Source organism: Azospirillaceae bacterium, from assembly GCA_028283825.1.
GTDB lineage: Bacteria > Pseudomonadota > Alphaproteobacteria > Azospirillales > Azospirillaceae > Nitrospirillum.
The window spans coordinates 2,140,229-2,166,511 of sequence record JAPWJW010000003.1; the positions used below are offsets into that span (position 1 = coordinate 2,140,229).

Genomic DNA, 26,283 nt, shown 5'->3' on the forward strand with positions numbered 1-26,283 from the left:
GTTTTCAGGGGGTTTCATGAAGAAGGTGATCGTGGCCGTGGTGGCCGTGGCCGTCATCGCCGGCGTGGGTTTCTGGATGGCGGGGCGCAAGCCGGCCGGGACCGGCGGCGCGCCCACCATGACCGACCGGGGCGTGCCCGACCCGCTGCGCGTGGCGACGGAGGGGGCCTACCCCCCGTTCAACGTGGCGGAGCCCGACGGCACCCTGAAGGGGTTTGAGATCGACCTGGCCAAGGATCTGTGCCACCGCCTGGGCGTGCGGTGCGAGATCACCGCCCAGGCCTGGGACGGCATCATCCCCGGGCTGCAGGCCGGCAAGTACGACGTCATCCTGGCCGGCATGTCGGCCACGGAGGAACGGCGCCAGGCGGTGGACTTCACCATCCCCTATGCCGTCACCGCCGCCTATTTCGTGGCGCCCAAGGACAGCCCCCTGACCAAGGTGGACTACGGCCTGCAGCGCCTGGACCTGTCCAACATGGATGAGGCGTCGACCACGGCGCTGGACAAGCTGAAGGCGGCCTTGAAGGGCAAGACCGTGGGCGTGCAGGTGGCCACCATCCACGCCAACTTCCTGGACACGTATCTCGCCGACACCGTCACCATCCGCCGCTATGACACCCAGCAAAACCTGGCGCTGGATCTGGCGACCGGCCGCATCGACGCGGGCCTGGCCGACATGACCGGCTGGCAGCCCTTCCTGGAGGGCACGGATGGCCAGAACAGCGCCGTGTTCGGCCCCGGCATCGCCGGCGGCCTGTTCGGTCCCGGCATCGCCGTGGCGCTGGCCAAGGGCGACGGCCGCCTGCTGGACGCGCTGAACGGCGCCATCACCGCCGCCAAGGAAGACGGCAGCCTGAAGAAGATGGCGGAGCAGTGGTTCCATTTTGACGCGTCGGCGCATTAAGCGCCGCCCTCAATCGCCGGGCGCGGGCTTTTTGTTTTTCCTCAGACGCCGGCGGGGCATCCGCCCCTTGGCTGTCCTCGCTGCGCCCTGCGGTGCTCGCTCCGGCGGCCGCGGTCGCGGCCTAGGATTTGAGAAGTGCCGAGTAAGCGAGCGAAGCGAGTAGGCCCCGACCGGGGCCGCCGGAGATTTCCGGGGAACGCAGTGGACTGGAAATCGAGGATAAGCCAAGGGGCGGATGCCCCGCCGGCGCTTGAGGAACTGAAAAGTGAACTTTGACCTGCTGGGGTTCGGGGCCAAGGGCTGGGGTTTGCAGTTGCTGCAGGGCATGGGGATGACCGTGCTGGTGGCGGTGTCGGCCTATGTCCTGGGCTTGGTGCTGGGTGGGGCGGCGGCGGCATGCAAGCTGTCGGGCCACCGGGGCGGCCGGGTGGCGGCCGACGCCTACACCACCATCGTGCGCGGCGTACCCTCCCTGCTGGTCATCTATCTGCTGTTCTTCGGGGGCGCCAGTGCTGCCGCCTGGGTCGCCAACCTGCTGGGTTTCAACGGCCCGGTGGAATTGAGCGCCCTGCCCGTGGGCATCCTGGCGGTGGGCACGGTGTCCGGCGCCTATTCGGCGGAGGTGCTGCGCGGCGGCGCCTTGGCCGTGCCCCAGGGCCAACTTGAGGCCGCCAAGGCCCTGGGCATGGGGCGCTGGCTGACCTTCAGTCGCATCCACCTGCCCCAGACCCTGCGCTACGCCCTGCCGGGCCTGGGCAACGTCTGGCAACTGACCCTGAAGGACACTTCGCTGGTGTCCGTCGTGGCGCTGGTGGAACTGATGCGCGTGGCCTACCTGGCCCAGGGCGCCACCCGCCAGCCCTTCCTGTTCTTCACCACCGCCGGCGTGCTGTACCTGGTGCTGGCGGGGGTGTCGGGTCGTCTGTTCGCCTGGGCCGAGGCGCGGACCACGCGGGGCGTGCGGAGGGCTGCGCGATGAACTCCTCCCTGATCGGCGCCTTGTGGGATGCCTTGCCGCAGTTCGCCGCCGGCGCCTGGCTGACGGTGCAACTGGTGGCCCTGTCGCTGCTGGTGGGCCTGCTGCTGGCCACGGGGGTGGCGGTGATGCGCCTGTCGCACACGGCCCCCCTGGCCTGGCTGGCGCGCGGCTACATCTACATTTTCCGGTCCACGCCGCTGCTGGTTCAGATCTTCCTGATCTATTACGGCCTGGGTCAGTTCGAGGCCGTGCGGCAGAGTGTGCTGTGGCCCATCCTGCGCGAACCCTACTGGTGCGCCATCATTGCCTTTACCTTGAACACCGGCGCCTACACGGCCGAGATCATGCGCGGCGGCATCGAGGCGGTGCCCCATGGCCAGATCGAGGCGGCGAAGGCCTGCGGCATGAACGGGGTCCTGCTGTTCCGCCGCATCATCCTGCCCCAGGCCTTCCGCCTTGCGCTGCCGGCCTATGGCAATGAGATCATCCTGATGCTGCAGGGCACGGCGCTGGCCAGCACCGTCACCCTGATGGAACTGACGGGTGTCGCCAGGGCCGTCGCCGCCCGCACTTTCCAGCCCATCGAGGTGTACTGCCTGGCGGGCGCGGTCTACCTCGCCTTGAGTTTCCTCATCACCCGGGGCGTGCAGGCGGCGGAACGGCGGCTGAACCATATGGGACGGGCACCCAAGAAACAGGCGGCGTAGATACCCGGCCGCGACGATTATGCGCGGCGTCGCGCGCCCCAAAAACTTGGGGGACGAGCCAGCTCATTTCCCCCCTTGAGTTGCCGTGGATTTGCTCTGCATAAGAGAGGGCATATCCCCTTATGTCCCACCGCCCTCTGACCCAAGCTGGATCATGACGAAAACCCTACGCAGCGTTCTGCGCGGCCGTGCCCTGTGCGCCTCCGCTTCCTTGTTTGCCCTGGCCGTTGCCGTGATGGGGGCCGCATCCGCGCGGGCCGCCGATCGGGACCCCGATCTTCTGGCCGTGGGCGTGGGCGTCTATGACCAGTCCTGGATCGATCCGCCGGCCTTCTTCCAGGTGGACGCCGACACCCCCCATGACCGCACCCAGTTCGTCACCGCCGAATACCGCTTCGGTTGGTCGCCGCTGAAGGTTGGCGACTGGTTCGCCGTCAAGCCGCTGGTGGGCGTCCTCACCACCTTCAAGGGCAGCGTCTACACCTATGGCGGCTTCGGTGCGGATTTCCGTTACGGCCACCTGTTCATCACGCCCAGCGTCGCCGCCGGCTACTACGCCCATGGTGATGGCAAGGACATGGGCTATCCCCTGGAGTTTCGCACCCAGATCGAAACCGGCTGGCGATTCGACAACGGTGACCGCTTCTCCTTCGCCCTCAGCCATATCTCAAACGCCGAGTTGGGCAAGACCGTCACCATCCCCGGCACGCCGCGCACCCGCACGGTGAACCCCGGGGCGAACAACCTGGTGGCCTATTACAGCTTCGCCCTCTGATCCCCAGGGATCGGCACAGGCTTGCGAACGGCGCGGGGCAGGGCAACCTTCCCCGCGCCGTTTTCATTCGGGCCGATCTGGCAATTGGATACACCAACGCCAAAAGCCGCGCCCAAGGCGCGGCATCAAATCGTCCGACAGGAAGAAGGGGATTTGGTGGAGCCGAGGAGGATCGAACTCCTGGCCTACGCATTGCGAACGCGTCGCTCTCCCAGCTGAGCTACGGCCCCACACTCAAATCCGGCAACGGGCTGGTTGGCCCGGGCGCCTGAAGTGGGCGGGATAATGCTCAGGACGGGGGGAGGTGTCAAGCGGCCATTCTGCTGAATTAGCGGAATGCGCGTCATGCGCCCGCCGATGGCCGTCAAGCCATGGGGCCGCTTGGGCGACAACCGCCCTTGTCCAATGCCGTCCGCCTATGGACAAGGCGGTGGGGCGCCCTTAGGGTGGCGCCACACCGTTGAAACCATTAGGGACGGCGCCGCCATGGATCCTGTGATCCGCACCATCGTCGAAGTGCTGCTGACGGTCTTGAACCTGTATCAGTGGGTGTTCATCATCAGCGCGGTGATGAGCTGGCTGATCGCCTTCGGCGTCGTCAACACCTACAACCGCTTCGTCAACACGGTGGTCGACATCACCGGCCGCCTGACGGAGCCGTTGCTGCGCCCCATCCGCCGCGTGGTGCCGGACATCGGCGGCGTCGATATCTCCTTCATCGTTGCCATCCTGATCCTGTTCGCGCTGCAGCGGCTGCTGGTCAACTTCATGGCCTACTCGGCCTTCTAAGCCACCATGACGGATGCCAAGGCGGCGGTTGAGGCGGTGAATGGCGGCGTGCGCGTGTACCTTCGCGTCACCCCCCGCGCGTCGCGCAACGCCGTCCTGGGGCCGATGGACGGGCCTGAGGGCCGACAGCTACTGAAGGTGGCCGTCACCACCGTGCCCGAGGATGGCAAGGCCAACGAAGCCGTGCTGAAGCTGCTGTCCAAGGCCTGGCGTGTGCCCAAATCCAGCCTGACCATCGTTGCCGGCCAGACCGACCGCAACAAGGTGGTGCAGGTGGCGGGGGATGCGGGGGAATTGCTGGCGGTGATTCTCGCGCCCTGGGAAGGGTGACATCCCTCAGCCACCACGCAGCCCCACTTCAACGAGGACGCCTGCGGCCAGGCCCAGCCACCACACCCAGAAGACCTTGCGCGGCTGATTGAGACAGCTTGTTCGCCGCCAGAGGTAGGCGGGCGTCAAGAGCACCCAGAGGAAGGAAAAATTCCGTCCCAGCCGGTTCAGCGCCGGGCGGATGGCGCCCCGGTCCAGGCCTGCCAGCACCAGATAGGCGATGCCAGTGGCGAAACTTCCAACCAACTTCACGTCGTGTGGCGGTGTGCCGTGCAATTGGTGAAGCGCATGTTCGATCAATGCGCCGATTGGTGGAACGATCACCATGGCATAAGCATAGATGTCGGGGATACGGATGTCGTCTGGCTGTCCATCCGTTTCCAATGGTGAATCGGACGAGGTGTTCGGCCCCGATAGAGTTTGGTCCGTCATCGCGTCATTCCCCTGCATTATCGCCTCAGCCCTCAAAGGCTACGCGATGGATACGGCCCCGCAAAGGGGCGCGAAGACCCAAAGAAAAAGCCCCGCCCGGTTTCCCGGGACGGGGCCTTGTCCTTCAGCGATGGGAATGATGCCGCCGCTTATTCCTTGCCGGCCATGGCGCCCAGGCGCAGGCGCAGGGCGTTCAGCTTGATGAAGCCTTCGGCGTCCTTCTGGTTATAGACGCTGTCGGCCTCGAAGGTGACGTAGTCCAGGCGATACAGCGAGTTCGGGCTCTGGCGGCCGACCACGCGGGCGGAGCCCTTGTACAGTTTCAGGCGGACGACACCGGTGACGCGCTGCTGGGTGTTGTCGATCAGGGCCTGCAGGGCCTCGCGCTCCGGGCTGAACCAGAAGCCGTTGTAGATCAGCTCGGCATAGCGCGGCATGACGTCGTCCTTCAGGTGCATGGCACCCCGGTCCAGCGTCAGGCTTTCGATGGCGCGGTGGGCGACCGACAGCAGGGTGCCGCCGGGCGTCTCGTACACGCCGCGGCTCTTCATGCCGACGAAGCGGTTCTCCACCAGGTCCAGGCGACCGATGCCGTTGGCGCCGGCCAGTTCGTTCAGGCGGGTCAGCAGGGCCGCCGGGCCCAGCTTCTGCCCGTCCACGGCCACCGGGTCACCGGCCTTGAACTCGATCTCCACGTACGTCGGGGTGTCCGGCGCCTTTTCCGGGGCGACGGTGCGGGTGTACATGTCCTCGTCGGGCTCTTCCCACGGGTTCTCCAGCGCCTTGCCCTCGTAGGAGATGTGCAGCAGGTTGGCGTCCGTGCTGTACGGGGCCTCACCGCGCTTGTCCTTGGCGATCGGGATCTGGTGCTTCTCGGCGAATTCCAGCAGGGCCGTGCGACTGTTCAGGGTCCATTCGCGCCAGGGGGCGATGACGCGGATGTCGGGCTTCAGGGCGTAGTAGCCCAGCTCGAACCGCACCTGGTCGTTGCCCTTGCCGGTGGCGCCGTGGGCGACGGCGTCGGCGCCGACCTCCTTGGCGATCTCGATCTGGCGCTTGGCGATCAGCGGGCGGGCGATGGAGGTGCCCAGCAGGTAGACGCCCTCATACAGGGTGTTGGCGCGGAACATCGGGAAGACGAAGTCGCGCACGAACTCGTCGCGCAGGTCGTCGATGTAGATGTTCTCGGGCTTCACGCCCAGCAGCTCGGCCTTCTTGCGGGCGGGCTCCAGCTCTTCACCCTGGCCCAGGTCAGCCGTGAAGGTCACGATCTCGCAACTATACGTTTCCTGCAGGTACTTCAGGATGACAGAGGTATCGAGGCCGCCGGAGTAGGCGAGGACAACTTTCTTGACGCTCATGACGGTACGCCCGCTTTGCTGGGGGGAATTCGTCGCGGACGTTATCCGCCGGGCGCCCGGCTGGCAAGAATGCTGCGCCTGTGGCGGCCGCATCCCCCGCCCGCGCCGGATAGTGGCGCTCACGGCTGTTGTTCGCCGAGCGGCGAACACGGTGTGGTCAAGCGGCCAAGGATGGGATATGTTCGCCGTACGACGAACGGAGCGCTTTATAAAGGCAGGCCATGTCCGTTGTTAGCCGAACGCAGAACAGAAATCAGGCCCGAGGGGAAGCCTTGGCCCAATTCGGCGCCATCGTTCAGGCGGTGGATGAGGCGGTTCCCTTGGATGGGCCGGATCGGTTGGGCGCCCTCATCCGGGCGCGGCGACGGGCATTGGGCATGACCCTGCGCGCCGCCGCCGCCGGCACCGGCCTCAGCTTGTCCTTTCTGTCGGCGGTGGAGAACGGCAAGCCCACGGCCGAACTGGGCAAGGTTATGAGCTATATGCAGGCGCTGGGCATAGACCTGTTCGGGGCTATCCGGTGATGGCCGGCGGTTCCGCGCTGGAGGTTTTCCTGGGCGAGCGGGGTGTCGGCGTGCTCGAGGCCGATGCGCAGGGGCGAATGACCTTCACCTATGCCGACCGCAGTCCCTCGTCGCGTCTGTCGATCAGCCTGCCGACCCGTGCCGAAGCCTATTCCGATGATGAATGCCGCCCCTTCTTCGCCGGCTTGCTGCCGGAAGGGGATGCCTTGCGCGCCGCCGCCGCCCAGCGCCGCCTGCAACCCTATGAAACCTTCGGTCTGCTGCGGGAATATGGGGCGGAGTGTGCCGGGGCCGTGCGTTTGCTGCCATCCGGCAGCCGGCCGGAGATTCCGCAGGACTATGAGCCACTCGATGAGGACGGACTGGCCCGCGTCATCGATGAACTGCCGGCATCGCCAAATTTCGCCGGTGACCGGCGCGTGCGGCTGTCCGTGGCCGGTGCCCAGCCCAAGACGGCCGTGGCATTGCTGGATGGACAGTTCCACCGGCCGCTGAACGGCTCACCCTCCACCCATCTTATCAAGGTGGCGCGGCCGGACTTTTTCCCCCTGATGCATAAGGCCGAGGCGTTCTCCATGGCGCTGGCCGGCAGTTTGGGCGTGGACGTGGCGGGAACGGTGCTCCGTTCTTTTGCCGGGCGGGAATGCCTGCTGGTTGAACGTTATGACCGGCGTGTCGAGGGCGGCCGCGTTCATGAAATTCACCAGGAGGATTTCTGCCAGGCGTTGGGTTATCCACCAGAGCGGAAATATGAGTTCTCGGACACCGGCGAGAAGATTGGCCCTGGATTAAGCGAGTGCTTCGCCCTGGTACGGCAGGCGACGGCACCATTGCTGGCGCGAACCGAGTTGATGCGTCGCATCGTCGCTTCGGTGCTGTTGGCCAACGCCGACGCCCACGCCAAGAATTTCAGCCTGCTGTACGACGTGCCTGGCGCCGCCCCTGCCCTGGCGCCGGCCTATGACATGGTGTGCACCCGTATCTTCCCGGTCACGGAAGATTTGGCCATGGCCATCGGCGGCGCTGTTCGGCCGGAGGCGATCCGCCGGGTTAATTGGCTTTCATTGGCGGCGGCGGGGACACCGGGGGCCTTGAGGGCTGTGGAAACGGCGATAAGGACCCAGGCCGAGGCCGTGCTGCCTAAGCTGGAAGACCTGAGGCAGCGACCCGAATTCACCGGCATCCAACCTTATGAGGACATTCGGCGCTGTGTGGCCGGTATGGTGCGGAGTGTTGCCGCCGCTTTCGACTGGACCATTCCGGCGGATGCTCCGCCCTATCTGGCCAGTGCAGGTGGTTGGACGATGCCCAGCTGACGCCTCAAGCCTTCTGCCGGGGCCAGCGGGTGTAGGCCAGGTACCAGAGGGCCGGGACCCCCAGCACGGGGAAGTACAGCAGCAGGGCCCAGTAGGGATTGCGCCCCACCTTGGCCAGCACCAGGCCGGCGGCGCAGACAGCCACGGTGGCCAGGATGACGACGACCAGCAATGCCGCCCAATTGGGCAGGGCCAGGCTGAGGATGGGGGCGTAGGCCAGGGGCAGCATGGGCGCTTACTCCGACGCGGTGGCGGTTTGCGTTGCGCGCTCCCGCTTCAGGCGTTCGCGGGGGTGCAACTTGGGTGCCCGCGCGGGCAGGGCGGGCCAGGGCGTCTTCGCCAGCAGATACAGGAAGATGACGGGGCCCAGTAGCGGCAGGACCAGCCACAGGGGCCAGGGCCGGGGCAGGCCGGCGCGGACCACCAGGCGATGGGCCGGCCACAACAGCAGCGCCGTGATCGCCAGATGGATCAGCAGGCTGTGGGCCAGGTCGGTACCGAGATCCAAAACATGTCCCCCCAAATCACCCACGTTCTTATGGCCGGATCATAGCCAAAGGACCGCTGGGTTTACAGAGGGCAGGGTTTACCAGCGGAACCGAGCCCGGCGCCTTGAGGTCGATCAAGGCAACCGACCGCCCATCCAGCGGCCTGACAATTCTCAGGCCGCTGTAGACCGCGACTGCGGTCGCCGGACCTTTTCGGGGAGCCGAAGGCGGACTGAAAAGGGAGGACAGCCAAAGGGCCGGACGGCCCTGCCGGCACCTGAGGAAATTAAAAAGTCACCGCGACTGCGGTCGCCGGACCTTTTCGGGGAGCCGAAGGCGGACTGAAAAGGGAGGACAGCCAAAGGGCCGGACGGCCCTGCCGGCACCTGAGGAAATTAAAAAGTCACCGCGACTGCGGTCGCCGGACCTTTTCGGGGAGCCGAAGGCGGACTGAAAAGGGAGGACAGCCAAAGGGCCGGACGGCCCTGCCGGCGCCTGAGGAACTTACAGGGTCCCCGTGGCCGTGAGGCTGGCTTCCTTTTCCGCCACCTGGGCGGCGTACTCGGCCTGCAAGGCCTTGTGCGCCTCCATGGCCGCCACGCGGGCCTGGACGGACGGCTTCGTGCTTTCGCTCTTCAGCTGGCCGCAGGCGGCCAGGATGTCGCGGCCGCGCGGGGTGCGCACGGGCGAGGCGTAACCGGCCTCGTTCACGAAATCCGCGAACTTGGTGATCTGCGCGTCGGTGGAGCACTCGAACGGGGCGCCGGGCCAGTAGTTGAAGGGGATCAGGTTGATCTTGGCGGGAATGCCGCGCAGCAGGCGCACCAGTTCGCGCGCGTCCGCCAGGCTGTCGTTCACGCCCTTCAGCATGACGTATTCGAAGGTGATGCGGCGCGCGTTGCTCAGGCCCGGATAGTCCCGGCAGGCCTGCATCAGTTCCTTGATGGGGTACTTGCGGTTCAGCGGCACGATGCGGTCGCGCAGCTCGTCGTTCACGGCGTGCAGGCTGACGGCCAGGTTGACGCCCAGATCGGCGCCGCACTGCTTCATCATCGGCACGACGCCGGAGGTGGACAGCGTGATGCGCCGCTTGGAAATGGCGATGCCTTCGCCGTCCATGACGATCTTCAGCGCCTTGGCGACATGCGCATAGTTAAACAGCGGCTCGCCCATGCCCATCATGACGATGTTGCTCAGCATGCGCCCGTCGGGCGGGGCCGGCCATTCGTCCAGATGGTCGCGCGCCAGCATGACCTGGCCCACGATTTCCTTGGCGTCGAGGTTGCGCACCAGGCGCTGGGTGCCGGTGTGGGCAGAAACGGCAGGTCAGGGTGCAGCCCACCTGGGAGGAGACGCAGAGCGTGCCGCGGTCTTCCTCGGGAATGTGGACGGTCTCGATCTCCTGCCCGTCGGGCATGCGGGCCAGCCACTTGCGCGTGCCGTCCTCGCTCTTCAGATCCTTGACGGCGGTGGGGCGCTCGATGACGTAGCGCTCGGCCAGCTTCTCGCGCACGCCCTTGGCCAGCGTGCTCATCACCGCGAAGTCGGTGGCGCCGCGATGGTAGATCCAGTGCCATAGCTGACGCGCGCGGAAGCGCTCCAGCCCGGCCTGCGCGACCTCGGCTTCCAGGTCGTCCCGCGAAAGGCCGACCAGGTTCACCCGCCCGTCCGCCTGAATCGGCGGCGGGGCGAATTCCGTCATGTGATTTTCAACGCCCATGGCGGCGATAGATGGGGCAGATCCGGCCCGGAGTCAAAGGGGAGACTCGGGAAAAATACGCGGGGCCGGGTTGCGGTTGTTGGTCTTATGCCCTCAGGCGGCGGGCGGCCCCATCCGGGGCCTTGCCTTGTCCTCGGTTTTCAGTCCGCCTGCGGCTCCCCGAAAATCTCCGGCGCCCCCGGTCGGGGGCTACATCGGCATGAACAGGCTCATGCCGATGACGGGGGGCGGCTTAAGCGCCTTCGGCCAAATCCAGCAGGTCGTCCATATCCTGGATCTGCACCTTGTTGCCTTCCAGCAGGCTGATGACGTGGCTGGTTTTCAGCTGGGTGAAGGTGCGGCTGACCGTCTCGGTGGTCAGGCCCAGGTAATCGGCGATGTCGGCGCGGCTCATCGGCACGTGCACCGGGTTGGTCTTGTGGCCGCGCCGGCTGGCCCGCTGCGACAGCAGCAGCAGGAAGGAGCAAATCTTCTCCTTGGCCGTCTTGCGACCCAGCAGCAGCATCTGGTCCTGCGCGGCCGCCAGCTCGTTGGACGCCATGGAGAACAGGCGCCGCTGCATCTTGGGGAATTCCTCCAGCAGCGCCTCCATCCGGCGGCGGGGGAAGCGGCAGAGCGAAACCGGCGTCACCGTCTCGGCGGTGTAGGCATAGCTGTCGTTGACCGACAGGCCGAAGAAATCGCCGGGCAGCAGGAAACCGGTAATCTGCCGGCGCCCGTCGGGCAGCAGCTTGTAGACCTTCACGGTGCCGGAGGTGACGTTGTACAGCGTCTCCGCCGGGTCGCCCTCGCCGAACACGGTGTGGCCGCCGTCGAAGCGCGTGGTTTGCAGGATTTCGGCCAGGCGGCGCAACTCATCCGCCTCCAGTGCCGCGCAGACGGTCAGGGTGCGGACGGTGCAGGCGCTGCACGGGTGCATGTCACCGGCGGGGGCGGGCCCAGAGGACGTGGACTTGGTGTCACCATCCCGGGAATAGGCAAAATCGATATTGGCATTGGCCATCGCCTGCGCTCCGCCCTCGGTTCATCACGGCATCACGATTCTGCGGAACTGGGGAAGCCCACGCGTGTGACGGTGATGGTGTGATCCGATCATCCCCCGGATCGTTGCCCCCGGTCCAGATCCGAATATGGCGCGGGGCGCCGATATCGATAAAGACGGGAGATCGAAAAGACGGCCGGCCCTTCATTCCCCAAGCAATGCCGTGGGATCAGCATATAGCCGCTAAACCACGGAGGGAAAGCCCGGATTGATCCGACCTGACCGTATGGGCCCAAAGGTGGGTGGTTTGATCCAGATCATGGCCGCCATTGGGAATACCGATTCAGGATGCCGGTCCACCCGTCTCGGATTGCAGCGCCGGATTGCCGCCATGCCCGCCACCTTCGTGACCCGCCCCCTCGACCCGCGGCAGATCGACCAAGCCTATGCCCTGATGCGCCCCTTCTATCCGGGCCTCACGGTGGAACGCTGGCGTGAGCATGCGACGGCCCTGCTGGCGCCCGTCGGCCGGGGCGCCAATGCCAACGCCCCCCTGGGCGGCATCGTCACCGTGCAACTGGACCACCGCTACATGCACGGCCTGTTCTCCTACCTCGTGGTGCCGGATCTGGACCACCGCCGGGGTTTGCAGGTCGACGTGTTCGTGGCGCTGGACCTGTTCGATCCCGTTGCCGCGGCCGATGCCCTGCTGGCGGAGATGGACCGGTTGGCCCAGTTCCATGGCTGCGACGCCATCCACATCACCCTGCCGGACCAGCAGGAGGCGGCGCACCCCTCGTTGGCCCGTTTCCGCGCCCGCGGCCATGTGCCGGAGGGCCGGCGCCTGTGCAAGCACCTGGTGCCGGTGGCGGCAGCCCCGCCGGCGGCTTGATCTTCACCTGTCCTCAGGCGTCGGCAGGTCCATCCGGACCTTTGGCTATCCTCCCTTTCCAGTCCACTTCGTTTCCCGGAAAGGTCCGGCGCCCGTAGTCGCGGGCTACAGTGGCATTGAGTGGGCTCATGCCACTGGCGGCAGCGCATAGAGTTTCGGTTCGCGCCGATGGCCCCTGCACCCTTTGCCGTTGTGCGGGGGCGGTCGCGCGCTATTCTCCGGCCCATGACTGAAAAGCTCCCCACCCTGCTGTTCCAGGCGGGCCGGCACAAGCGCGTGGCCGGTGGCCACCCCTGGGCCTATTCCAACGAAATCCAGATGGATGCCGCCGCCAAGGCCCTGCCCAAGGGCGGGCTGGTGCGGCTGGCCGACGCCGGTGGCGGCGTGCTGGGCATCGCGACATTCAACCCGCACACCCTGATCGCGGCGCGCGTCCTGACTCGCGACCTGTCGGTGGCCATCGATGCCGGCTTCTTCGCCAGCCGCTTCCGCACGGCCGCGGCCTTGCGTGACCGGCTGATCGGCCGGCCCTTCTACCGCCTGATCCATGCCGAGGCCGACGGCCTGCCGGCGCTGATCGTCGATCGTTATGGCGACGCGCTGGTGGTGCAGGCCAATTCCGCCGGCATGGACCGCCTGCTGCCGCAAATCCTGGAAGGCCTGGACCAGGTGTTTCCCGGTGCCACCGTCATCCTGCGCAACGATAGCGCCGCCCGCGGCCTGGAAGGCGTGGGGGAAGAGGTGCGCGTGGCGGTGGGCAGCGTGGACGGCCCGCTTCAGCTTGAGGAAAACGGTACCACCTTCTTCGCCGACCCGGCGGGCGGGCAGAAGACGGGCTGGTTCTACGACCAGCGCGACAACCGCGCCTTCGTCGCCAACCTGGCCCAGGGCCGCTCCGTCATCGACTTCTACACCTATTGCGGCGGCTTCGGCGTTCTGGCCGCCGCGCGCGGTGCGGCGCGCACCGTGCTGGTCGACCGGTCGGCCGGCGCCCTGGAACTGGCGGGCAAGGCGGCGGCGGCCAACGGTGTGGCCGACAAGGTGGAGCTGCGCAAGGCCGACGCCTTCGCCGAACTGGAACGCCTGGCCGAAGCCGGCGAGACATTCGAGGTGGTGATCTGCGACCCGCCGGCCTTCGTGAAGTCCAAGAAAGACTTGGCCAACGGCGCCCGCGCCTACCGCAAGCTGGCCAAGCTGGGCGCCCAGATCACCGCCCCCGGCGGCATCCTGCTGGTCGCCAGCTGCAGCCACAACATGCCGGCCGACATGTTCGCCGACCTGGTGGCCAAGGGGCTGGGGGACGCCCGCCGCCAGGGCCGCATCCTGCGCTTCGCCGGCGCCGGTCCCGACCATCCGGTGCACCCCCTGTTGCCCGAGAGCGCTTATCTGAAGGCTGAAGTCCTGGCGCTGGACTGATCCGCCTCAGGCGGCCGTTAACATTAACCAATACGAGGAAGCGGCTGATTTCAGCCGCTTTTTTCGTCTGCCTGCGGCCCTTTCTCGCACGTGCAGCGTTGCGGCGGACCCAGATCTCCCTTGTGACGGTTACATGAATGGCCCGCAGAACCGGGCTTGACACCCCTTATGCTCCGAGCGAGCATTAGTCACCCTAATGCTCAAATAGAGCATAAGGGGGCCCTCACGACAGGGCAGGACAGGGAAGTTTCAAGGACCACGCCCCCGCCAGCCGCGCCGCGGGGGCCGGCCATGCGGGCCGCACGTCAGGGCGCGTTTGTTTGCCAGGTGTTTGCCCATGCCCGCCGAGCTCGATCTCGCCTACACCCCCGCCGTCGCCGCCGCGACCCGCCCGCTGTACGACCGGGTGGCCAAGGTGATCCCGGAGGTTGAATGGCCCTTTCACGCGCCGCTGGTGCACGCCATCAACACCCTGAAGCGTGAACGCAACGCCGTCGTCCTGGCGCACAACTACCAGACGCCGGAAATCTTCCACTGCGTGTCCGACATCGTGGGCGACAGCCTGGCGCTGGCGCGCAAGGCGGCGGAGACGGACGCCGACGTCATCGTCATGGCCGGCGTGCACTTCATGGCCGAGACGGCCAAGATCCTGAACCCGCACAAGACGGTGCTGATGCCCGACATGCGGGCGGGCTGTTCGCTGGCCGACAGCATCACCGCCGCCGACATCCGCCTGCTGCGCGAGGCGCACCCCGGCGTGCCGGTGGTGACCTATGTGAACACCTCGGCCGAGGTGAAGGCTGAAAGCGACATCTGCTGCACCTCCGGCAACGCCGTGGAGATCGTGGAATCGCTGGACAGCGACAGCGTGCTGTTCCTGCCGGACGAATACCTGGCCAGTTGGGTCGCCACCCAGACCAAGAAGAAGATCATCGCCTGGAAGGGCCATTGCGAGGTGCATGAGCGCTTCACCGGCGCCGAGCTGCGCGACTATCGCGGCCGCTTCAAGGACCTGACCATCATCGCCCACCCCGAATGCCCGCCCGAGGTCCTGGCCGAGGCGGACTTCGTCGGGTCCACCGCCCGCATGGTGGAATATGTGGGCGAGGCGCGGCCGCGCCGCGTGCTGATGGTCACCGAATGCTCCATGAGCGACAACGTCGCCACGGAATATCCGGATGTCGAGTTCATCCGTCCCTGCAACCTGTGCCCCCACATGAAGCGGGTCAGCCTCTCCAACATCCTGGAGTCGCTGCAGACCCTGGAACCGAAGGTGGAGATCGATCCGGCGGTGGCCGGTCGCGCCCGCCTGGCGGTGGAACGCATGCTGAAGGTGGGGCGCTGATCCCCTCATAAGCCTCTGACCGGGGCCGGCCCCCTTCCCCTTGTTGGGGGCTGCCTCCGGCCCGTTTTCTGGAACGGAGCCTGATCCCATGGATGGCGCGTCTTATCCCGCAACACCGGTGACGGTGGTGCACAGCGATGTGGTGGTTATCGGATCGGGGGCCGCCGGCATGGCGTCCGCCCTGGCGCTGGCCAAGGCCGGCCGCCGCGTGCGGCTGCTGACCAAGACCGATGATCTGCCCGGCGGTTCCAGTTTCTGGGCCCAGGGCGGGGTGGCCGTGGCGCTGGGGGCCGGCGACAGTGCCGCCGACCATGCCGCCGACACCGTGGCCGCCGGTGCCGGCCTGACCGATCCCGCCATGGCCCGCCTGCTGGCCGAGGCCGGCATTGCCGAGATGTCGGCCCTGCTGGCTCTGGGCCTGCCCGCCGACCGGGGGCCGGATGGCCAGGTGCTGCTGGGGCGTGAGGCGGCACACGGCTGCCACCGCATCCTGCATGCCGGCGGTGACGCCACCGGCCGCACGCTGGTGCTGTTCCTGGCCGGCCTGGTGCGCAACACCCCCGCCATCACCGTGTCCGCCCGGACCATGGCCGCCGACCTGGTGGTGCGCGAGGCCGGGCGCCAGCGCCGCGCCCAGGGCGTGATGGCTTATGAGGACGGGCAGGGCTGGGTCTTTCATGTCGCCCCGCACGTGGTGCTGGCCACCGGCGGCACCGGCCAGCTATGGGCCGTGACCACCAATCCGGAAGAGGCGACGGCCGATGGCGTCGCCCTGGCCGCCCGCGCCGGCGCCCATCTGGCCGACCTGGAATTCGTGCAGTTCCACCCCACCGCCCTGGCGGTCGCGGGTCCGCCCGGCCGCCGGCCGCTGTTGACGGAGGCGCTGCGCGGTGCTGGCGCCAAGGTGCTGGACGGCCACGGCCATGCCTTCATGGCCGATGAACATCCCGATGCCGAACTGGCGCCCCGCGACGTGGTGGCCCGTGCCATCGGCCGCCGGGTGGCGCGCGGGGAAAAGGTGTTCCTGGACCTGCGGCCCCTGTGGGCCGCCGGCGGTGCCCGGAAGTTCCCCACCGTGGCCGGCATCCTGGCTGAAGCCGGCCTGGACCCGGCCGCCGCCCCGGTGCCGGTGGCGCCGGCCGCGCACTACCACATGGGCGGCGTGCTGACGGATGCCGACGGCCGCACCTCCATCCCCGGCCTGTGGGCGGCGGGTGAGGTCGCCTGCACCCATGTCCACGGCGCCAACCGCCTGGCCAGCAATTCCCTGCTGGAGGCGGTGGTGTTTGCCGGCCGCGTGGCCGCCGCCCTGGTGGCGGAGCCGGCGGTGACCCAGCCGGTCGCCATTCCCAACGCCCCCGTCGTCCCGGGCGATGCGCAGGTGGCCGCCCTGGCGGCCCAGGCGCAGGTGCTGATGGCGGAAAAGACCGGCTTGGTGCGCGACGGCGTCGGCCTGGCGGAGGCCGCCTTGGTCCTGCAAGGCCTCGGCGCCGCCGCCGACCGGCTGGCACCCGCCGCCGATTACGCGGATATCCGCGCCGGCCTGGAACTGCGCAACCGCCTGGCCGTCTCCCGCCTGGTGGTGGAGGCGGCACGGCGGCGCCAGGAAAGCCGGGGCGCCCACACCCGTGCCGACCATCCCGACACGCTGGACGCCTGGCGCCATCACCAGATCCTGACCCTGGCCGATCTGGGCCGGGGCGGGCTTGAACCCGCCACCATCCGGGAAACCCATTCATGACCCCGCCTGTGACCGCCGCCCCGCTCTATCCCGTGATGTACGAGGGGCTGGTCCGCGCCGCCTTGCTGGAGGATCTGGGCCGGGCCGGTGACATCACCGCCGATGCCTGCATCCCGGTGGAAACCCAGGCGCGCGCCCTGTTCCAGGCCCGCCACGCCGGTGTCATCGCCGGCCTGGCGCCGTCCTTGAGCGCCTTCTCCCTGCTGGACCCCAGCCTGTCGGTGCGGGCCCTGGTGCCGGACGGCACGGCGGTGCGCCCCGGCGACGTGGTGGCGGTGGTGGAAGGGGCGGCCCGCCCCATCCTGTCGGGCGAACGCACCGCCCTGAACCTGCTGGGCCGCCTCTGCGGCATCGCCAGCAAGACGGCCGAACTGGTGCAGGCGATCGAGGGCACGGGCGCCCACATCGTCTGCACCCGCAAGACCACGCCGGGCCTGCGCGCGCTGGAGAAATACGCGGTGCGGGTGGGCGGCGGCAGCAACCACCGCTTCGGCCTGGATGACGCCGTGCTGATCAAGGACAACCACCTGGTGGCGGCTGGCGGCATCCGCGCCGCGGTGGAGCGTGCCCGGGCCCATGTCGGCCACATGGTGAAGATCGAGGTGGAGGTCGACACCCTGGACCAGCTTCAGGACCTTTTGACCCTGCCGGTGGACGCCGTCCTGCTGGACAACATGGACTCGCCCACCCTGCGCCGCGCCGTGGACATGGTGGCCGGCCGCATGATCACCGAGGCCTCGGGCGGCATCACGCCCCAGACGGTGCGGGCTGTCGCCGAGTCGGGCGTCACCCTGATCTCACTGGGCTGGCTCACCCACTCCGTCACCAACTTCGACATCGGGCTGGATTTTCAGGGGATCTGACGGGCGTCCGTTGACGAGTCGCCGTTGCGGCTCTATCTTTCCATGGAAAGATTTTCCATTGAATCTTTCCATGGAGGTGACGATGGAACGGAAGGATGTTGTCCAACAGCGCTCTCCGGATCGTGAGGGCGCGATGGTTGCCGAGGCGCTGTGCCGGTCGGCAGGCATCCTTGATGTCTCCGATGCCATCCTGGCCCGCGTCATCGGCGTGTCGCCCGCCTCCGTCAGCCGCCTCAGGACAGGGGCATTCAAGCTGTCCAAAAAGGACAAGGCGTTCGAACTTGCCCTCCTGTTCATCCGCATGTTCCGGGGGGTGGACGCCATCACGGGCGGCGATGACGCCAGTTCGCGATCTTGGCTGCGGGCGGAAAATCTGGCCCTTCGCGGCCGGCCCATCGACCTCGCCCAGACCATTAGCGGATTGACCTCGGTTGTGAGTTATGTGGACGCCCGCCGCGCTCGCGTCTAACGCTCATCCTTATCGGCACGATCTCTGGCGCCTGGTGGAAAACCAGGCGCGTGTGTCCACCATGCGTCTGGTGGACACGCTGGAAGACCAATCCCTGCTGGAAGAGCTGCTGGAGGAAACCAAGCCGCCCATGCCGCCGGAATGCCAGGGGCTGGATTTCCTCCTGGCCACGCCGTTCCGCTACGCGCCCTATCCCTACGGCTCACGTTTCCGTCGCGCCCAGCAGCCGGAGGGTGTTTATTACGCGGCCGAACGGCCGGAGACCGCGGCGGCCGAAATGGCGCTTTACGCCGCGCTGTTCTTCATCGAGTCGCCGGACACCGTCTTGCCCAGCCGCCCGATGGAGCGCACGGGGATTGAGGTGTCCTGCGGCGTGGATCGTGCCTTGGACCTTACCGCGCCGCCGCTGGATCGCGACAAGGGGCTGTGGACAGACAAGGCGGATTACGCCGCCTGTCAGGATTTGGCCGACGCCGCGCGTGAGGCGGCCACGGACCTGATCCGCTATCAGTCGGTGCGCGACCCGTCAGGGGGCGCCAATATCGCCTTGCTCACGCCTAAGGGTTTCGTCGGCAAGAAGCCCAAGCGGCTTTCCAGCTGGCATCTTTTCATTCGCCCGCACGCCGTTCAGGTTTGGTGCGAGTTCCCGGCCATAAAGCTTGAATTTCCCCGGTAGAGGACGGGCTCAGCCCTTCAAACTGCCCGGAATCGGGTCCGGCCCCACGCCGTTGAACCGCGCCTCGCCGCCGAAGAAGCGGGTGGCTAGGCGGGTGATGGGCTCCGGCGTGCCGGTGGTGTGGAAGGCTTCCACGCCGCCCTGCTCCTTTGCCCGGCTGGGCAGGTCGAATTCCGGGTGGCGGTCCAGATAGGCGCGCAGGCTGCTGACCGTCAGGTTGGGCTGGTCCAGGATCTCCACGCCCGGCGGCAGGGCCTGGGCGAACAGGTTGGTCACCAGGGGATAGTGGGTGCAGCCCAGCACCACCGCGTCGGGCGGCACGCCGTCCATCTGGTCCATCAATTGGCCGGCATAACCCTGGATGGCGGCGCGGACGGTCTCCACCGGCGCGTCGGCCTCGATCAGGCGGACCAGGTCGGGGCAGGCCTGCTGCACCACCCGCACCTCCGGCGCACGCTTGGCGATCTCGATGGGATAGGCCCCGCTGCTGACCGTGTGCTGGGTGGCGAAGATGGCGACGGTGCGCGGCTCGCCGGCGCGCGACCCGGCGGCGACCTCGGCCATCCACGGCACGCCGGTGATGGCCTCCACCATCGGCACCAGCACGCCCAGGACGCGGCGGTCGGGGTAGGCTGAGGGCAGCCAGGTCTGTTGCAGGCGGCGCAGCGCCTGGGCGGACGCGGTGTTGCAGGCCAGGATGACCAGGGGGCAGCCCAGGCCGAACAGCCGCTCCACCCCGGCGACGGTATAACGATAGATTTCCTCCGGCGTGCGGTTGCCGTAGGGGGCGTTGGCGTGATCGCCCAGATAGACGAAGCGCCGCTCCGGCATCTGGTCGGCCAGGGCGCGCAGCACCGTCAACCCGCCATGCCCTGAATCGAAAACGCCGATCATGCTCGCAACCGTACCGTTCCTGGCCGAACCGCCCATTTGGGCCATCGGGCGCGCCCGGCGGCGCTGCCCCGCCACCGGTTTAGCATGATCGGTGGGGCCGGCGGCAACCGCTGTTGCGGCGGGATGCCGCCCCACCTTGCCAAGCGCATAACGGCTATGCCTTAGTGCAGCGCTCCATTATCCTGTCGCCGCTTCGCATCCCGTCGCCGACCTTTTTTTTCGAGGAACCATCCCCGTGAGTCTGCGTGTCGCCGTTCGCCGGTCCCTGTTGATCCTGCCCGTTCTCGCCTCGGCGGCCACCGTCAGTGCCGCTTGGGCCCAGTCCGCCCCGTCGGCAGCGCCGCCCGCGACCCTGATTCCGTCGGAGGCCCGGCCGGCCGCGCCGGTCACCCCGCCCATCGGCGGCGCCAAGCCCGGCGCCTTTGACGACACCAACTGCAGCTTGCCGACGCGGGCCCCCGCCGTTCCCGACGGCAGGACGGCGCCCGAGGCGGACATCCGCAAGGCGCATGAGGACCTGCAGGCCTACGTCGCCAGCGGGCAGAGTTTTGTCCGTTGCGTCGATGATCAGGTGGCCCTGCACCCGGACAAGCTGACGGTGGCGCGCTACCTGCAGATGAGCCGGTTGCAGGATATCGTCATCAACAACATGCAGGTCATGGCGGCGCGCTTCAACGAACAGCTGCGCGTGTTCAAGGCCCGCACCCCCGGCGCGGCTGCCCCGGCGGCCAAGCCCGCCGGCAAGTAAGCGCGGCACTTCAAAAGAAAACCCGGCCCCATGGATCGCGGGGCCGGGTTTTTTCATGGTGCGCCCAGCATGGGCGCGTTCTTGAGGGTGGAAGTCCCTCCGTAAGCTGATCACGGTGAACGAAGCGAAACGCAACTGCGAGAGGGCGACTGATCGTGGGGAGGAAGCGTGGAGCGAAACCACGAGCCGATGAACAAGAACCGGATAGAAGGCGGTGCCGAGCAGGGCGAGCGGGCCATGAACCGCGAAGCTCTCGTGATCAAGGGTCGGCGCCGTAGATCCGGCGGTTGTGTGGTGAAGGAGCGCGCTCTTACCTGGGGAGATCCCGCCTTATGCCTGAAAGGGTGACGGTGTCGAGCCGGAGCGGGAAGTCAGCAGAGGTCATAGTAGGGGCCGGTTCAACTGGTGCCGAAGGACCGAACGAGGAGGAGTGTTGATCCACCGTGGCGATGCGGAAGGCAGAGCGTCAGATGTCCGCGCAAGCGGGGCGGTCGGGAGGGGGGCGAGGTGAAGCCTTGCCCGGGCCCGGCAGCGACGAAGCCTTGCGCCCGCGCCCGGAAATGGAAAACACGGGGTCAGGGCTGCTGCTGGCGGCCCTGACGCGAGAGAACCTGCAACGGGCTTGGCGACGGGTGCGGTCCAACAAGGGCGCGGCGGGGGTTGACGGTCTGGACATTGACCAGACGGCGGCCCATCTGCGCACGGTGTGGCCCGCGATCCGGAGCCAGGTGTTGTCGGGGACGTACCGGCCTTGGCCGGTACGACGGGTGGCGATCCCGAAGCCGGACGGTGGCGAGCGTGAACTCGGCATCCCGACGGTGACGGATCGCCTGATCCAGCAGGCGCTGCTGCAGGTGTTGCAGCCGCTCCTTGATCCGAGCTTCAGCGAGTACAGCTACGGCTTCCGTCCGGGGCGAGGGGCGCACGACGCGGTGCTGAAGGCACAGTCGTACGTCCAGTCGGGCCGGCGGGTTGTGGTTGACGTGGACCTGGAGAAGTTCTTCGACCGGGTGAACCACGACATCCTGATCGACCGTCTCTGGAAGCGCATTGGGGATGCCGGCATCGTCCGGCTGATCCGGTCGTACCTGGACAGCGGGATCATGGTGGGGGGCGTGGTCCAGGCACGGGAGAGGGGGACGCCGCAGGGCGGCCCGCTGTCGCCGCTGCTGGCCAACGTCTTGCTCGACGAGGTGGACCGGGAACTGGAGCGCCGGGGTCATCGCTTCGTGCGCTACGCTGACGATGCGAACGTTTACGTTCGCAGCCGGAAGGCGGGTGAACGGGTGATGGCGCTGTTGCGGCGGCTCTACGGCCGACTGCGTCTCTCGGTCAACGAGACCAAGAGCGCGGTGACCAGCGTGTTCGGCCGCAAGTTCCTGGGCTACGGCTTCTGGGTGGCGCCCGGTGGCGTCATCAAGCGGCGGGTTGCCGACAAGCCGCTGGCGACCTTCAAGCATCGCATCCGGCAGCTGACCCGCCGTTCCGGCGGGAACAGTGTGCAGGAGGTGGTGATGCGCCTGCGTTCCTATGTTCTGGGATGGAAGGCCTACTTCCGCCTGGCGCAGACACCCCGGGTCTGGAACGACCTGGACAAGTGGATGCGCCATCGGCTGCGGGCCATCCAGCTCAAGCATTGGAAACGGGGCACGACCATCTACAGGGAACTGAAAGCACTCGGGGCCAAACCCAAGGTGCTCCATCAGGTGGCGGCCAATAGCCGCCGCTGGTGGCGCAACAGCGGGATGGCCCTCAATGCCGTCCTCTCCCTGCAATGGGCGGACGCCCTGGGAATGCCCCGTCTCTCTTGACCTCAACTCCTCGAACCGCCCGGTGCGGACCCGCATGCCGGGTGGTGTGGGAGGGGAGCGGTCCTCAAGGATCGCCCCCTATCCCGATTGGGTGCGGGGAAGGGCCTCAGCGCCGCCCGCCGGCCCGGCGCACAGGGCGGCGGCCACCGCCCCGGCGGTCATCCTCATCGAACAGCTCGGCCAGCTTTTCCATGACGGTGCCGCCCAGCTGTTCCACGTCCACGATGGTGACGGCGCGACGGTAATAGCGGGTCACGTCATGGCCGATGCCGATGGCGATCAGTTCCACCGGGCTGCGGGTCTCGATGTAGTCGATCACCGTGCGCAGGTGCTTTTCCAGATAGCTGCCGCTGTTGACCGACAGGGTGCTGTCATCCACCGGCGCGCCGTCGCTGATCACCATCAGGATGCGGCGCTGTTCGGGCCGCGCGGCCAGGCGGTTGTGGGCCCACAGCAGGGCCTCGCCATCGATGTTTTCCTTCAGGATGCCTTCGCGCAGCATCAGGCCCAGGTTGCGCCGGGCCCGGCGCCACGGGGCGTCGGCCTCCTTGTAGACGATATGGCGCAGATCGTTCAGGCGGCCGGGCGCCGGCGGCTTGCCGCTGGCCAGCCAGCGCTCGCGGCTCTGCCCGCCCTTCCACGCCCGGGTGGTGAAGCCCAGGATCTCCACCTTCACGCCGCAGCGCTCCAGCGTGCGCGCCAGGATGTCGGCGCTCATGGCGGCGATGGTGATGGGCCGGCCGCGCATGGACCCGGAATTGTCGATCAGCAGGCTGACGACGGTGTCCCGGAAATCGGTGTCGTTCTCCTGCTTGAACGACAGCGGCAGGACGGGGTTGGCCACCACGCGGGCCAGGCGGGCCGCGTCCAGGATGCCTTCCTCCAGGTCGAACACCCAGGACCGGGTCTGCTTGGCCATCAGGCGGCGTTGCAGGCGGTTGGCCAGCTTTGAGATGACGCCCTGCAAATGCTGCAACTGCTGGTCCAGCATCATGCGCAGGCGGGCCAACTCATCCGGGTCGCACAGGTCGGCGGCACCCACCACCTCGTCGAACTCGGTAGTGAAGGGGCGATAGCTGCTGTTGTCCAGGCTATTGCGGCCGAATTCGGGGCGGGACGGCGCGCCGGGCTCACCGGATTGCTCCGCGCCCGCACCCTCCATCTCCTGTTCCTCGCCTTCGCCGCTTTCGGATGAGCCGGCCGATTCCTCGGTCTGGCCGCCGGCCTGTTCCTGCTCACCGGTGGGTTCAGGTTCAGCCTCGTCCGACTGGCCGCCGCCGGAATCGTCGTTCTCGGCCCCGTCCGGGCTCTGGGCGTCGCCGGTATCGGCGGTCTCATCCTCTTCGGACTTTTCCGGCTCGCCGCCCACTTCCAGGTCCAGGTCGGCCAGGATGCGGCGCGCCTCGCGGGCGTAGGCCTGCTGGTCGGCCATGGCGGCCTTCAGGCGGGCGAGATCGGCGCCCGCCTTCTCCTCGATGAACGGCCGCCACAGGTCCAGCGCCGCCCGGGTGGCGGGCGGGGTGGCCGTGCCGGTCAAGGCCTCGCGGGCCAGCAGGCGCAGGGCGTCGGACAGGGGCACCTGCTCACGCGAGGTCACCCGGTCCAGGCCCTGGCGGCGGAAGCGCTCTTCCAGCGCCGCCGACAGATTGTCGGCCACGCCGGCCATGGCGTTGGCGCCCAGGGCCTCGCACCGCGCCTGCTCCATCGCCTCGAACGCCGTGCGGGCGGTGTCGCCGGTGGGCAGCAGGCGGGCGTGCAGGCCGGCATCGTGGTGGCGCAGGCGCAGGGCCGCCGCGTCGGCGGCACCGCGCACCGGCGCCACGTCGCGCACGTTCAGGTCGCGTGTCGGCAGGGGCACCCGCACCCGCGTGCCGGTGAAGCCCGGCGGCTCGGCGGAAAACGCCACCGTCAGGTCGGCGCGCTCCGCCACCGCGCGGACGGCAGCACCGGTGGCCCGTTTGAACGCCTCCAGCGGCGATTCCCGGTCAGACATCGCTCGGCCCCGCGGGATCAGACGAGGGTGGCGCGGACGCCGCTCTCGGGCAGTTCGGTGCCGAAGCAGCGCTGGTAGTATTCCGCCACCGCCGCGCGCTCCACCTCGTCGCACTTGTTCAGGAAGGTGACGCGGAAGGCGAAACCCACGTCGGCGAAGATGTCGGCGTTCTGCGCCCAGGTGATGACCGTGCGCGGGCTCATGACGGTGGAGATGTCGCCGGCGATGAAACCGGCGCGGGTCAGGTCGGCCAGGCGCACCATGGCGTTGACCAGCACCCGGCGCTCCTCGGTGTCGTAGCTCGGCACCTTGGCCAGGACGATCTTCACCTCGGCGTCATGGGGCAGGTAGTTCAGGGTGGTGACGATGTTCCACCGGTCCATCTGGCCCTGGTTGATCTGCTGGGTGCCGTGGTACAGGCCCGTGGTGTCGCCCAGGCCCACCGTGTTGGCGGTGGAGAACAGGCGGAAGGCCGGGTGGGGGCGGATCACCTTGTTCTGGTCCAGCAGGGTCAGCTTGCCCTCGACCTCCAGCACGCGCTGGATGACGAACATCACGTCGGGCCGGCCGGCGTCGTATTCGTCGAACACGATGGCGCAGGGGTGCTGCAGCGCCCAGGGCAGGATGCCCTCGCGATACTCCGTCACCTGCACGCCGTCACGCAGGACGATGGCGTCCTTGCCGATCAGGTCGATACGGCTGATGTGGCTGTCCAGGTTGATGCGCAGGCAGGGCCAGTTCAGGCGGGCGGCCACCTGCTCGATATGGGTGGATTTGCCCGTGCCGTGATAACCCTGGACCATGACACGGCGGTTATGGGCGAAGCCCGCCAGGATCGCCATGGTCGTTTCGCGATCAAAACGATAGGTGTCGTCGATCTCCGGCACATGTTCCGTGGGCGCGCTGAAGCCCGGCACAGCCATGTCGCTGTCGATCCCGAAGGTCTGACGGACGGAGACTTTGATGTCGGGCAGGGCGGCGGCGTTCATCTGGGGCAAATCCTGGGACATGGGACGGCTTTCCTACGATCAACTGTCGGTCTTGGTTTTTGTTCGGGCGGCGCGGCGTCTGGGGGCTAGCCGTGGTCGTTATGGGCGGCCTTCAGAAGGTTGTAGGCCTGGTTGATGCGTTTCAGCCGCTCTTCCGCGTCCTTGTCGCCGCCGTTGGCGTCGGGATGGTGGCGCTTGGCCAGTTCGCGGTAGCGCAGCTTGATTTCGGTGAATTCCACCGGCGCCCGCAGGCCCAGCACCTCCAGCGCCTCATCCTCCGGTGTGCGCGGCGGGGGCGGCGGGCGCGAGGCGGCACCGGCTTCCCAGTCGGCCCCGAAGCTGTGGCCCCGGCTCATGCTGTCCCGCAGGTCGCGCTCGCGCGTGCGCCAATCGCCCATGGGCCAGGTCGGGCGCTGCCACGTGGTGTCGTAACGCTGCGCGCGCTCGATCTCGTCCGTGCTCATGCCCTGGTAATAGTCCCAGGCCTTGTTGTAGGCCCGCACATGCTCCAGGCAGAACCAATAGTACTCGTTCAACTGGGCGCGGTTCTTGGGCGCACGGAACTCCCCCACCTCGGCGCAGCCCTCATGGTCGCAGGCCCTGACTTGGACCTGCGGCGGCTCGTCGAACGTGAAATGGAATCCGGGGCGCTGTTTCTGCATGGGCGAAAGTATGGGGGCAGGCCCCCGCCGTGACAAGCGCGGCGGGCGGGTTCGTCGCGCCTCCGCGCGTCAAGGCTGGGCTGCTGCGGCCAGCGTCCGGAATCGCCGCGCCGGCATTGACAGCGCCCGCCCGGCGTCGCACCTGATGGGGATAATCACCCACCCAGGCCAGGGGCCCTCATCCATGCGCTACGCCGACCGCATCCACGCCAAACTGACCCAGGCCCTGGCGCCCTTGTCGCTGGTGGTCGATGACCAGTCCGCCCAGCATGCCGGCCACGGCGGGGCCGCCCCCGGTGGTGAGACCCATTTCGAGGTGACGGTCGTCTCCGCCGCCTTCCAGGGCAAGTCGCGCGTGGCCCGCCAGCGCCTGGTCTACGACCTGTTGAAGGACGAGTTGGCGGAACGCGTGCACGCCCTGTCGGTCAAGACCTTCACCCCGGATGAGATGGGCTAATTCTCGTACGTCGCCAG

Annotated in this window: 27 protein-coding genes, 1 tRNA gene and 1 pseudogene; 18 read left to right on the forward strand and 11 right to left on the reverse strand. The window is 67.6% G+C overall.

The features are described from left to right. The first annotated feature begins 16 nt into the window (after positions 1-16). The 4 genes from PW843_21790 to PW843_21805 all read left to right on the forward strand — a co-directional run bounded on the left by PW843_21790 (position 17) and on the right by PW843_21805 (position 3,368). Positions 17-907, forward strand: a complete 891-nt coding sequence (locus PW843_21790; protein MDE1149203.1) for a transporter substrate-binding domain-containing protein — start codon at positions 17-19, stop codon at positions 905-907. 265 nt (positions 908-1,172) lie between these two features. After that, complete coding sequence (locus tag PW843_21795) at positions 1,173-1,886, forward strand: ABC transporter permease subunit (GenBank protein MDE1149204.1); 714 nt, start codon at positions 1,173-1,175, stop codon at positions 1,884-1,886. Further along, the gene (locus tag PW843_21800) at positions 1,883-2,593 is read left to right on the forward strand and encodes an ABC transporter permease (GenBank protein ID MDE1149205.1); all 711 of its coding nucleotides are present in this window, start codon (positions 1,883-1,885) and stop codon (positions 2,591-2,593) included. The genes PW843_21795 and PW843_21800 overlap by 4 nt, the downstream gene beginning before the upstream one ends. Positions 2,594-2,828: 235 nt before the next feature. Next, a complete protein-coding gene (locus tag PW843_21805; GenBank protein MDE1149206.1) occupies positions 2,829-3,368 on the forward strand; it encodes an acyloxyacyl hydrolase in 540 nt (179 codons plus the stop codon). A gap of 154 nt (positions 3,369-3,522) precedes the next feature. On the opposite strand, the gene PW843_21810 is transcribed toward PW843_21805, so the two are convergent. After that, positions 3,523-3,598: transfer RNA gene (locus PW843_21810), tRNA-Ala, on the reverse strand. Positions 3,599-3,854: 256 nt separating this feature from the next. On the opposite strand from PW843_21810, the gene PW843_21815 reads away from it, so the two are divergent. Continuing rightward, on the forward strand, positions 3,855-4,157 hold the full coding sequence (locus PW843_21815) for a YggT family protein (protein ID MDE1149207.1): 303 nt from the start codon (positions 3,855-3,857) through the stop codon (positions 4,155-4,157). A 6-nt stretch (positions 4,158-4,163) separates the two neighbouring features. After that, positions 4,164-4,487: a DUF167 domain-containing protein gene (locus tag PW843_21820; protein MDE1149208.1), complete on the forward strand. Its 324-nt coding sequence runs from the start codon at positions 4,164-4,166 to the stop codon at positions 4,485-4,487. A gap of 6 nt (positions 4,488-4,493) precedes the next feature. Here PW843_21820 and PW843_21825 read toward each other — a convergent pair whose 3' ends face one another. Together PW843_21825 and PW843_21830 are read right to left on the reverse strand one after the other, a co-directional pair. After that, positions 4,494-4,919, reverse strand: a complete 426-nt coding sequence (locus PW843_21825; protein ID MDE1149209.1) for a hypothetical protein — start codon at positions 4,917-4,919, stop codon at positions 4,494-4,496. 149 nt (positions 4,920-5,068) lie between these two features. Beyond that, a complete protein-coding gene (locus PW843_21830) occupies positions 5,069-6,280 on the reverse strand; it encodes an argininosuccinate synthase (protein ID MDE1149210.1) in 1,212 nt (403 codons plus the stop codon). A gap of 272 nt (positions 6,281-6,552) precedes the next feature. Between PW843_21830 and PW843_21835 the strand changes: the two genes are divergently transcribed. After that, complete coding sequence (locus PW843_21835) at positions 6,553-6,804, forward strand: helix-turn-helix domain-containing protein (protein ID MDE1149211.1); 252 nt, start codon at positions 6,553-6,555, stop codon at positions 6,802-6,804. Next, positions 6,804-8,120 carry a HipA domain-containing protein gene (locus PW843_21840; GenBank protein ID MDE1149212.1) on the forward strand — a complete coding sequence of 439 codons (1,317 nt, stop codon included), beginning with the start codon at positions 6,804-6,806 and terminating at the stop codon, positions 8,118-8,120. Before PW843_21835 ends, PW843_21840 begins: the two co-directional genes overlap by 1 nt. Positions 8,121-8,124: 4 nt before the next feature. Here PW843_21840 and PW843_21845 read toward each other — a convergent pair whose 3' ends face one another. The 4 genes and pseudogenes from PW843_21845 to PW843_21860 form a co-directional block, all read right to left on the reverse strand. Further along, a complete protein-coding gene (locus PW843_21845; protein ID MDE1149213.1) occupies positions 8,125-8,349 on the reverse strand; it encodes a hypothetical protein in 225 nt (74 codons plus the stop codon). A gap of 6 nt (positions 8,350-8,355) precedes the next feature. After that, positions 8,356-8,628, reverse strand: a complete 273-nt coding sequence (locus PW843_21850; GenBank protein ID MDE1149214.1) for a hypothetical protein — start codon at positions 8,626-8,628, stop codon at positions 8,356-8,358. Between the two features lie 484 nt (positions 8,629-9,112). Continuing rightward, positions 9,113-10,328 (reverse strand): annotated as a pseudogene (gene rlmN / locus PW843_21855) (23S rRNA (adenine(2503)-C(2))-methyltransferase RlmN). A 232-nt stretch (positions 10,329-10,560) separates the two neighbouring features. Next, a complete protein-coding gene (locus PW843_21860) occupies positions 10,561-11,247 on the reverse strand; it encodes a cyclic nucleotide-binding domain-containing protein (GenBank protein MDE1149215.1) in 687 nt (228 codons plus the stop codon). Positions 11,248-11,701: 454 nt separating this feature from the next. On the opposite strand from PW843_21860, the gene PW843_21865 reads away from it, so the two are divergent. From PW843_21865 to PW843_21895, 7 genes are all read left to right on the forward strand, one after another. Next, positions 11,702-12,202, forward strand: coding sequence for a hypothetical protein (locus tag PW843_21865; protein ID MDE1149216.1), 501 nt, complete (start codon positions 11,702-11,704; stop codon positions 12,200-12,202). A 225-nt stretch (positions 12,203-12,427) separates the two neighbouring features. Beyond that, complete coding sequence (locus PW843_21870; GenBank protein ID MDE1149217.1) at positions 12,428-13,618, forward strand: class I SAM-dependent rRNA methyltransferase; 1,191 nt, start codon at positions 12,428-12,430, stop codon at positions 13,616-13,618. A 337-nt stretch (positions 13,619-13,955) separates the two neighbouring features. Beyond that, a complete protein-coding gene (nadA, locus tag PW843_21875; protein MDE1149218.1) occupies positions 13,956-14,963 on the forward strand; it encodes a quinolinate synthase NadA in 1,008 nt (335 codons plus the stop codon). 88 nt (positions 14,964-15,051) lie between these two features. Continuing rightward, complete coding sequence (gene nadB, locus PW843_21880) at positions 15,052-16,704, forward strand: L-aspartate oxidase (protein ID MDE1149219.1); 1,653 nt, start codon at positions 15,052-15,054, stop codon at positions 16,702-16,704. Then, complete coding sequence (gene nadC, locus PW843_21885) at positions 16,701-17,567, forward strand: carboxylating nicotinate-nucleotide diphosphorylase (GenBank protein MDE1149220.1); 867 nt, start codon at positions 16,701-16,703, stop codon at positions 17,565-17,567. The genes nadB and nadC overlap by 4 nt, the downstream gene beginning before the upstream one ends. A gap of 70 nt (positions 17,568-17,637) precedes the next feature. Next, positions 17,638-18,036: an MbcA/ParS/Xre antitoxin family protein gene (locus PW843_21890; GenBank protein MDE1149221.1), complete on the forward strand. Its 399-nt coding sequence runs from the start codon at positions 17,638-17,640 to the stop codon at positions 18,034-18,036. Beyond that, positions 18,008-18,712: an RES family NAD+ phosphorylase gene (locus PW843_21895; GenBank protein MDE1149222.1), complete on the forward strand. Its 705-nt coding sequence runs from the start codon at positions 18,008-18,010 to the stop codon at positions 18,710-18,712. The genes PW843_21890 and PW843_21895 overlap by 29 nt, the downstream gene beginning before the upstream one ends. Before the next feature lie 9 nt (positions 18,713-18,721). Here the strand turns inward: PW843_21895 and PW843_21900 are convergent, their stop codons facing one another. Continuing rightward, positions 18,722-19,606: an aspartate/glutamate racemase family protein gene (locus PW843_21900; GenBank protein MDE1149223.1), complete on the reverse strand. Its 885-nt coding sequence runs from the start codon at positions 19,604-19,606 to the stop codon at positions 18,722-18,724. Positions 19,607-19,841: 235 nt separating this feature from the next. Between PW843_21900 and PW843_21905 the strand changes: the two genes are divergently transcribed. Both PW843_21905 and ltrA read left to right on the forward strand, forming a co-directional pair. Next, on the forward strand, positions 19,842-20,354 hold the full coding sequence (locus PW843_21905; GenBank protein MDE1149224.1) for a hypothetical protein: 513 nt from the start codon (positions 19,842-19,844) through the stop codon (positions 20,352-20,354). A 560-nt stretch (positions 20,355-20,914) separates the two neighbouring features. Continuing rightward, a complete protein-coding gene (gene ltrA / locus PW843_21910; protein MDE1149225.1) occupies positions 20,915-22,165 on the forward strand; it encodes a group II intron reverse transcriptase/maturase in 1,251 nt (416 codons plus the stop codon). Between the two features lie 106 nt (positions 22,166-22,271). Here ltrA and cobT read toward each other — a convergent pair whose 3' ends face one another. From cobT to PW843_21925, 3 genes are all read right to left on the reverse strand, one after another. Further along, a complete protein-coding gene (gene cobT, locus PW843_21915; protein MDE1149226.1) occupies positions 22,272-24,158 on the reverse strand; it encodes a cobaltochelatase subunit CobT in 1,887 nt (628 codons plus the stop codon). 17 nt (positions 24,159-24,175) lie between these two features. Then, the gene (cobS, locus tag PW843_21920; protein ID MDE1149227.1) at positions 24,176-25,168 is read right to left on the reverse strand and encodes a cobaltochelatase subunit CobS; all 993 of its coding nucleotides are present in this window, start codon (positions 25,166-25,168) and stop codon (positions 24,176-24,178) included. A gap of 65 nt (positions 25,169-25,233) precedes the next feature. Continuing rightward, entirely contained in the window at positions 25,234-25,809 is a 576-nt protein-coding gene (locus PW843_21925) for a J domain-containing protein (GenBank protein ID MDE1149228.1), read from the reverse strand. A 184-nt stretch (positions 25,810-25,993) separates the two neighbouring features. Between PW843_21925 and PW843_21930 the strand changes: the two genes are divergently transcribed. Continuing rightward, positions 25,994-26,266 carry a BolA family transcriptional regulator gene (locus tag PW843_21930; GenBank protein MDE1149229.1) on the forward strand — a complete coding sequence of 91 codons (273 nt, stop codon included), beginning with the start codon at positions 25,994-25,996 and terminating at the stop codon, positions 26,264-26,266. The last annotated feature ends 17 nt before the right edge of the window (positions 26,267-26,283 follow it).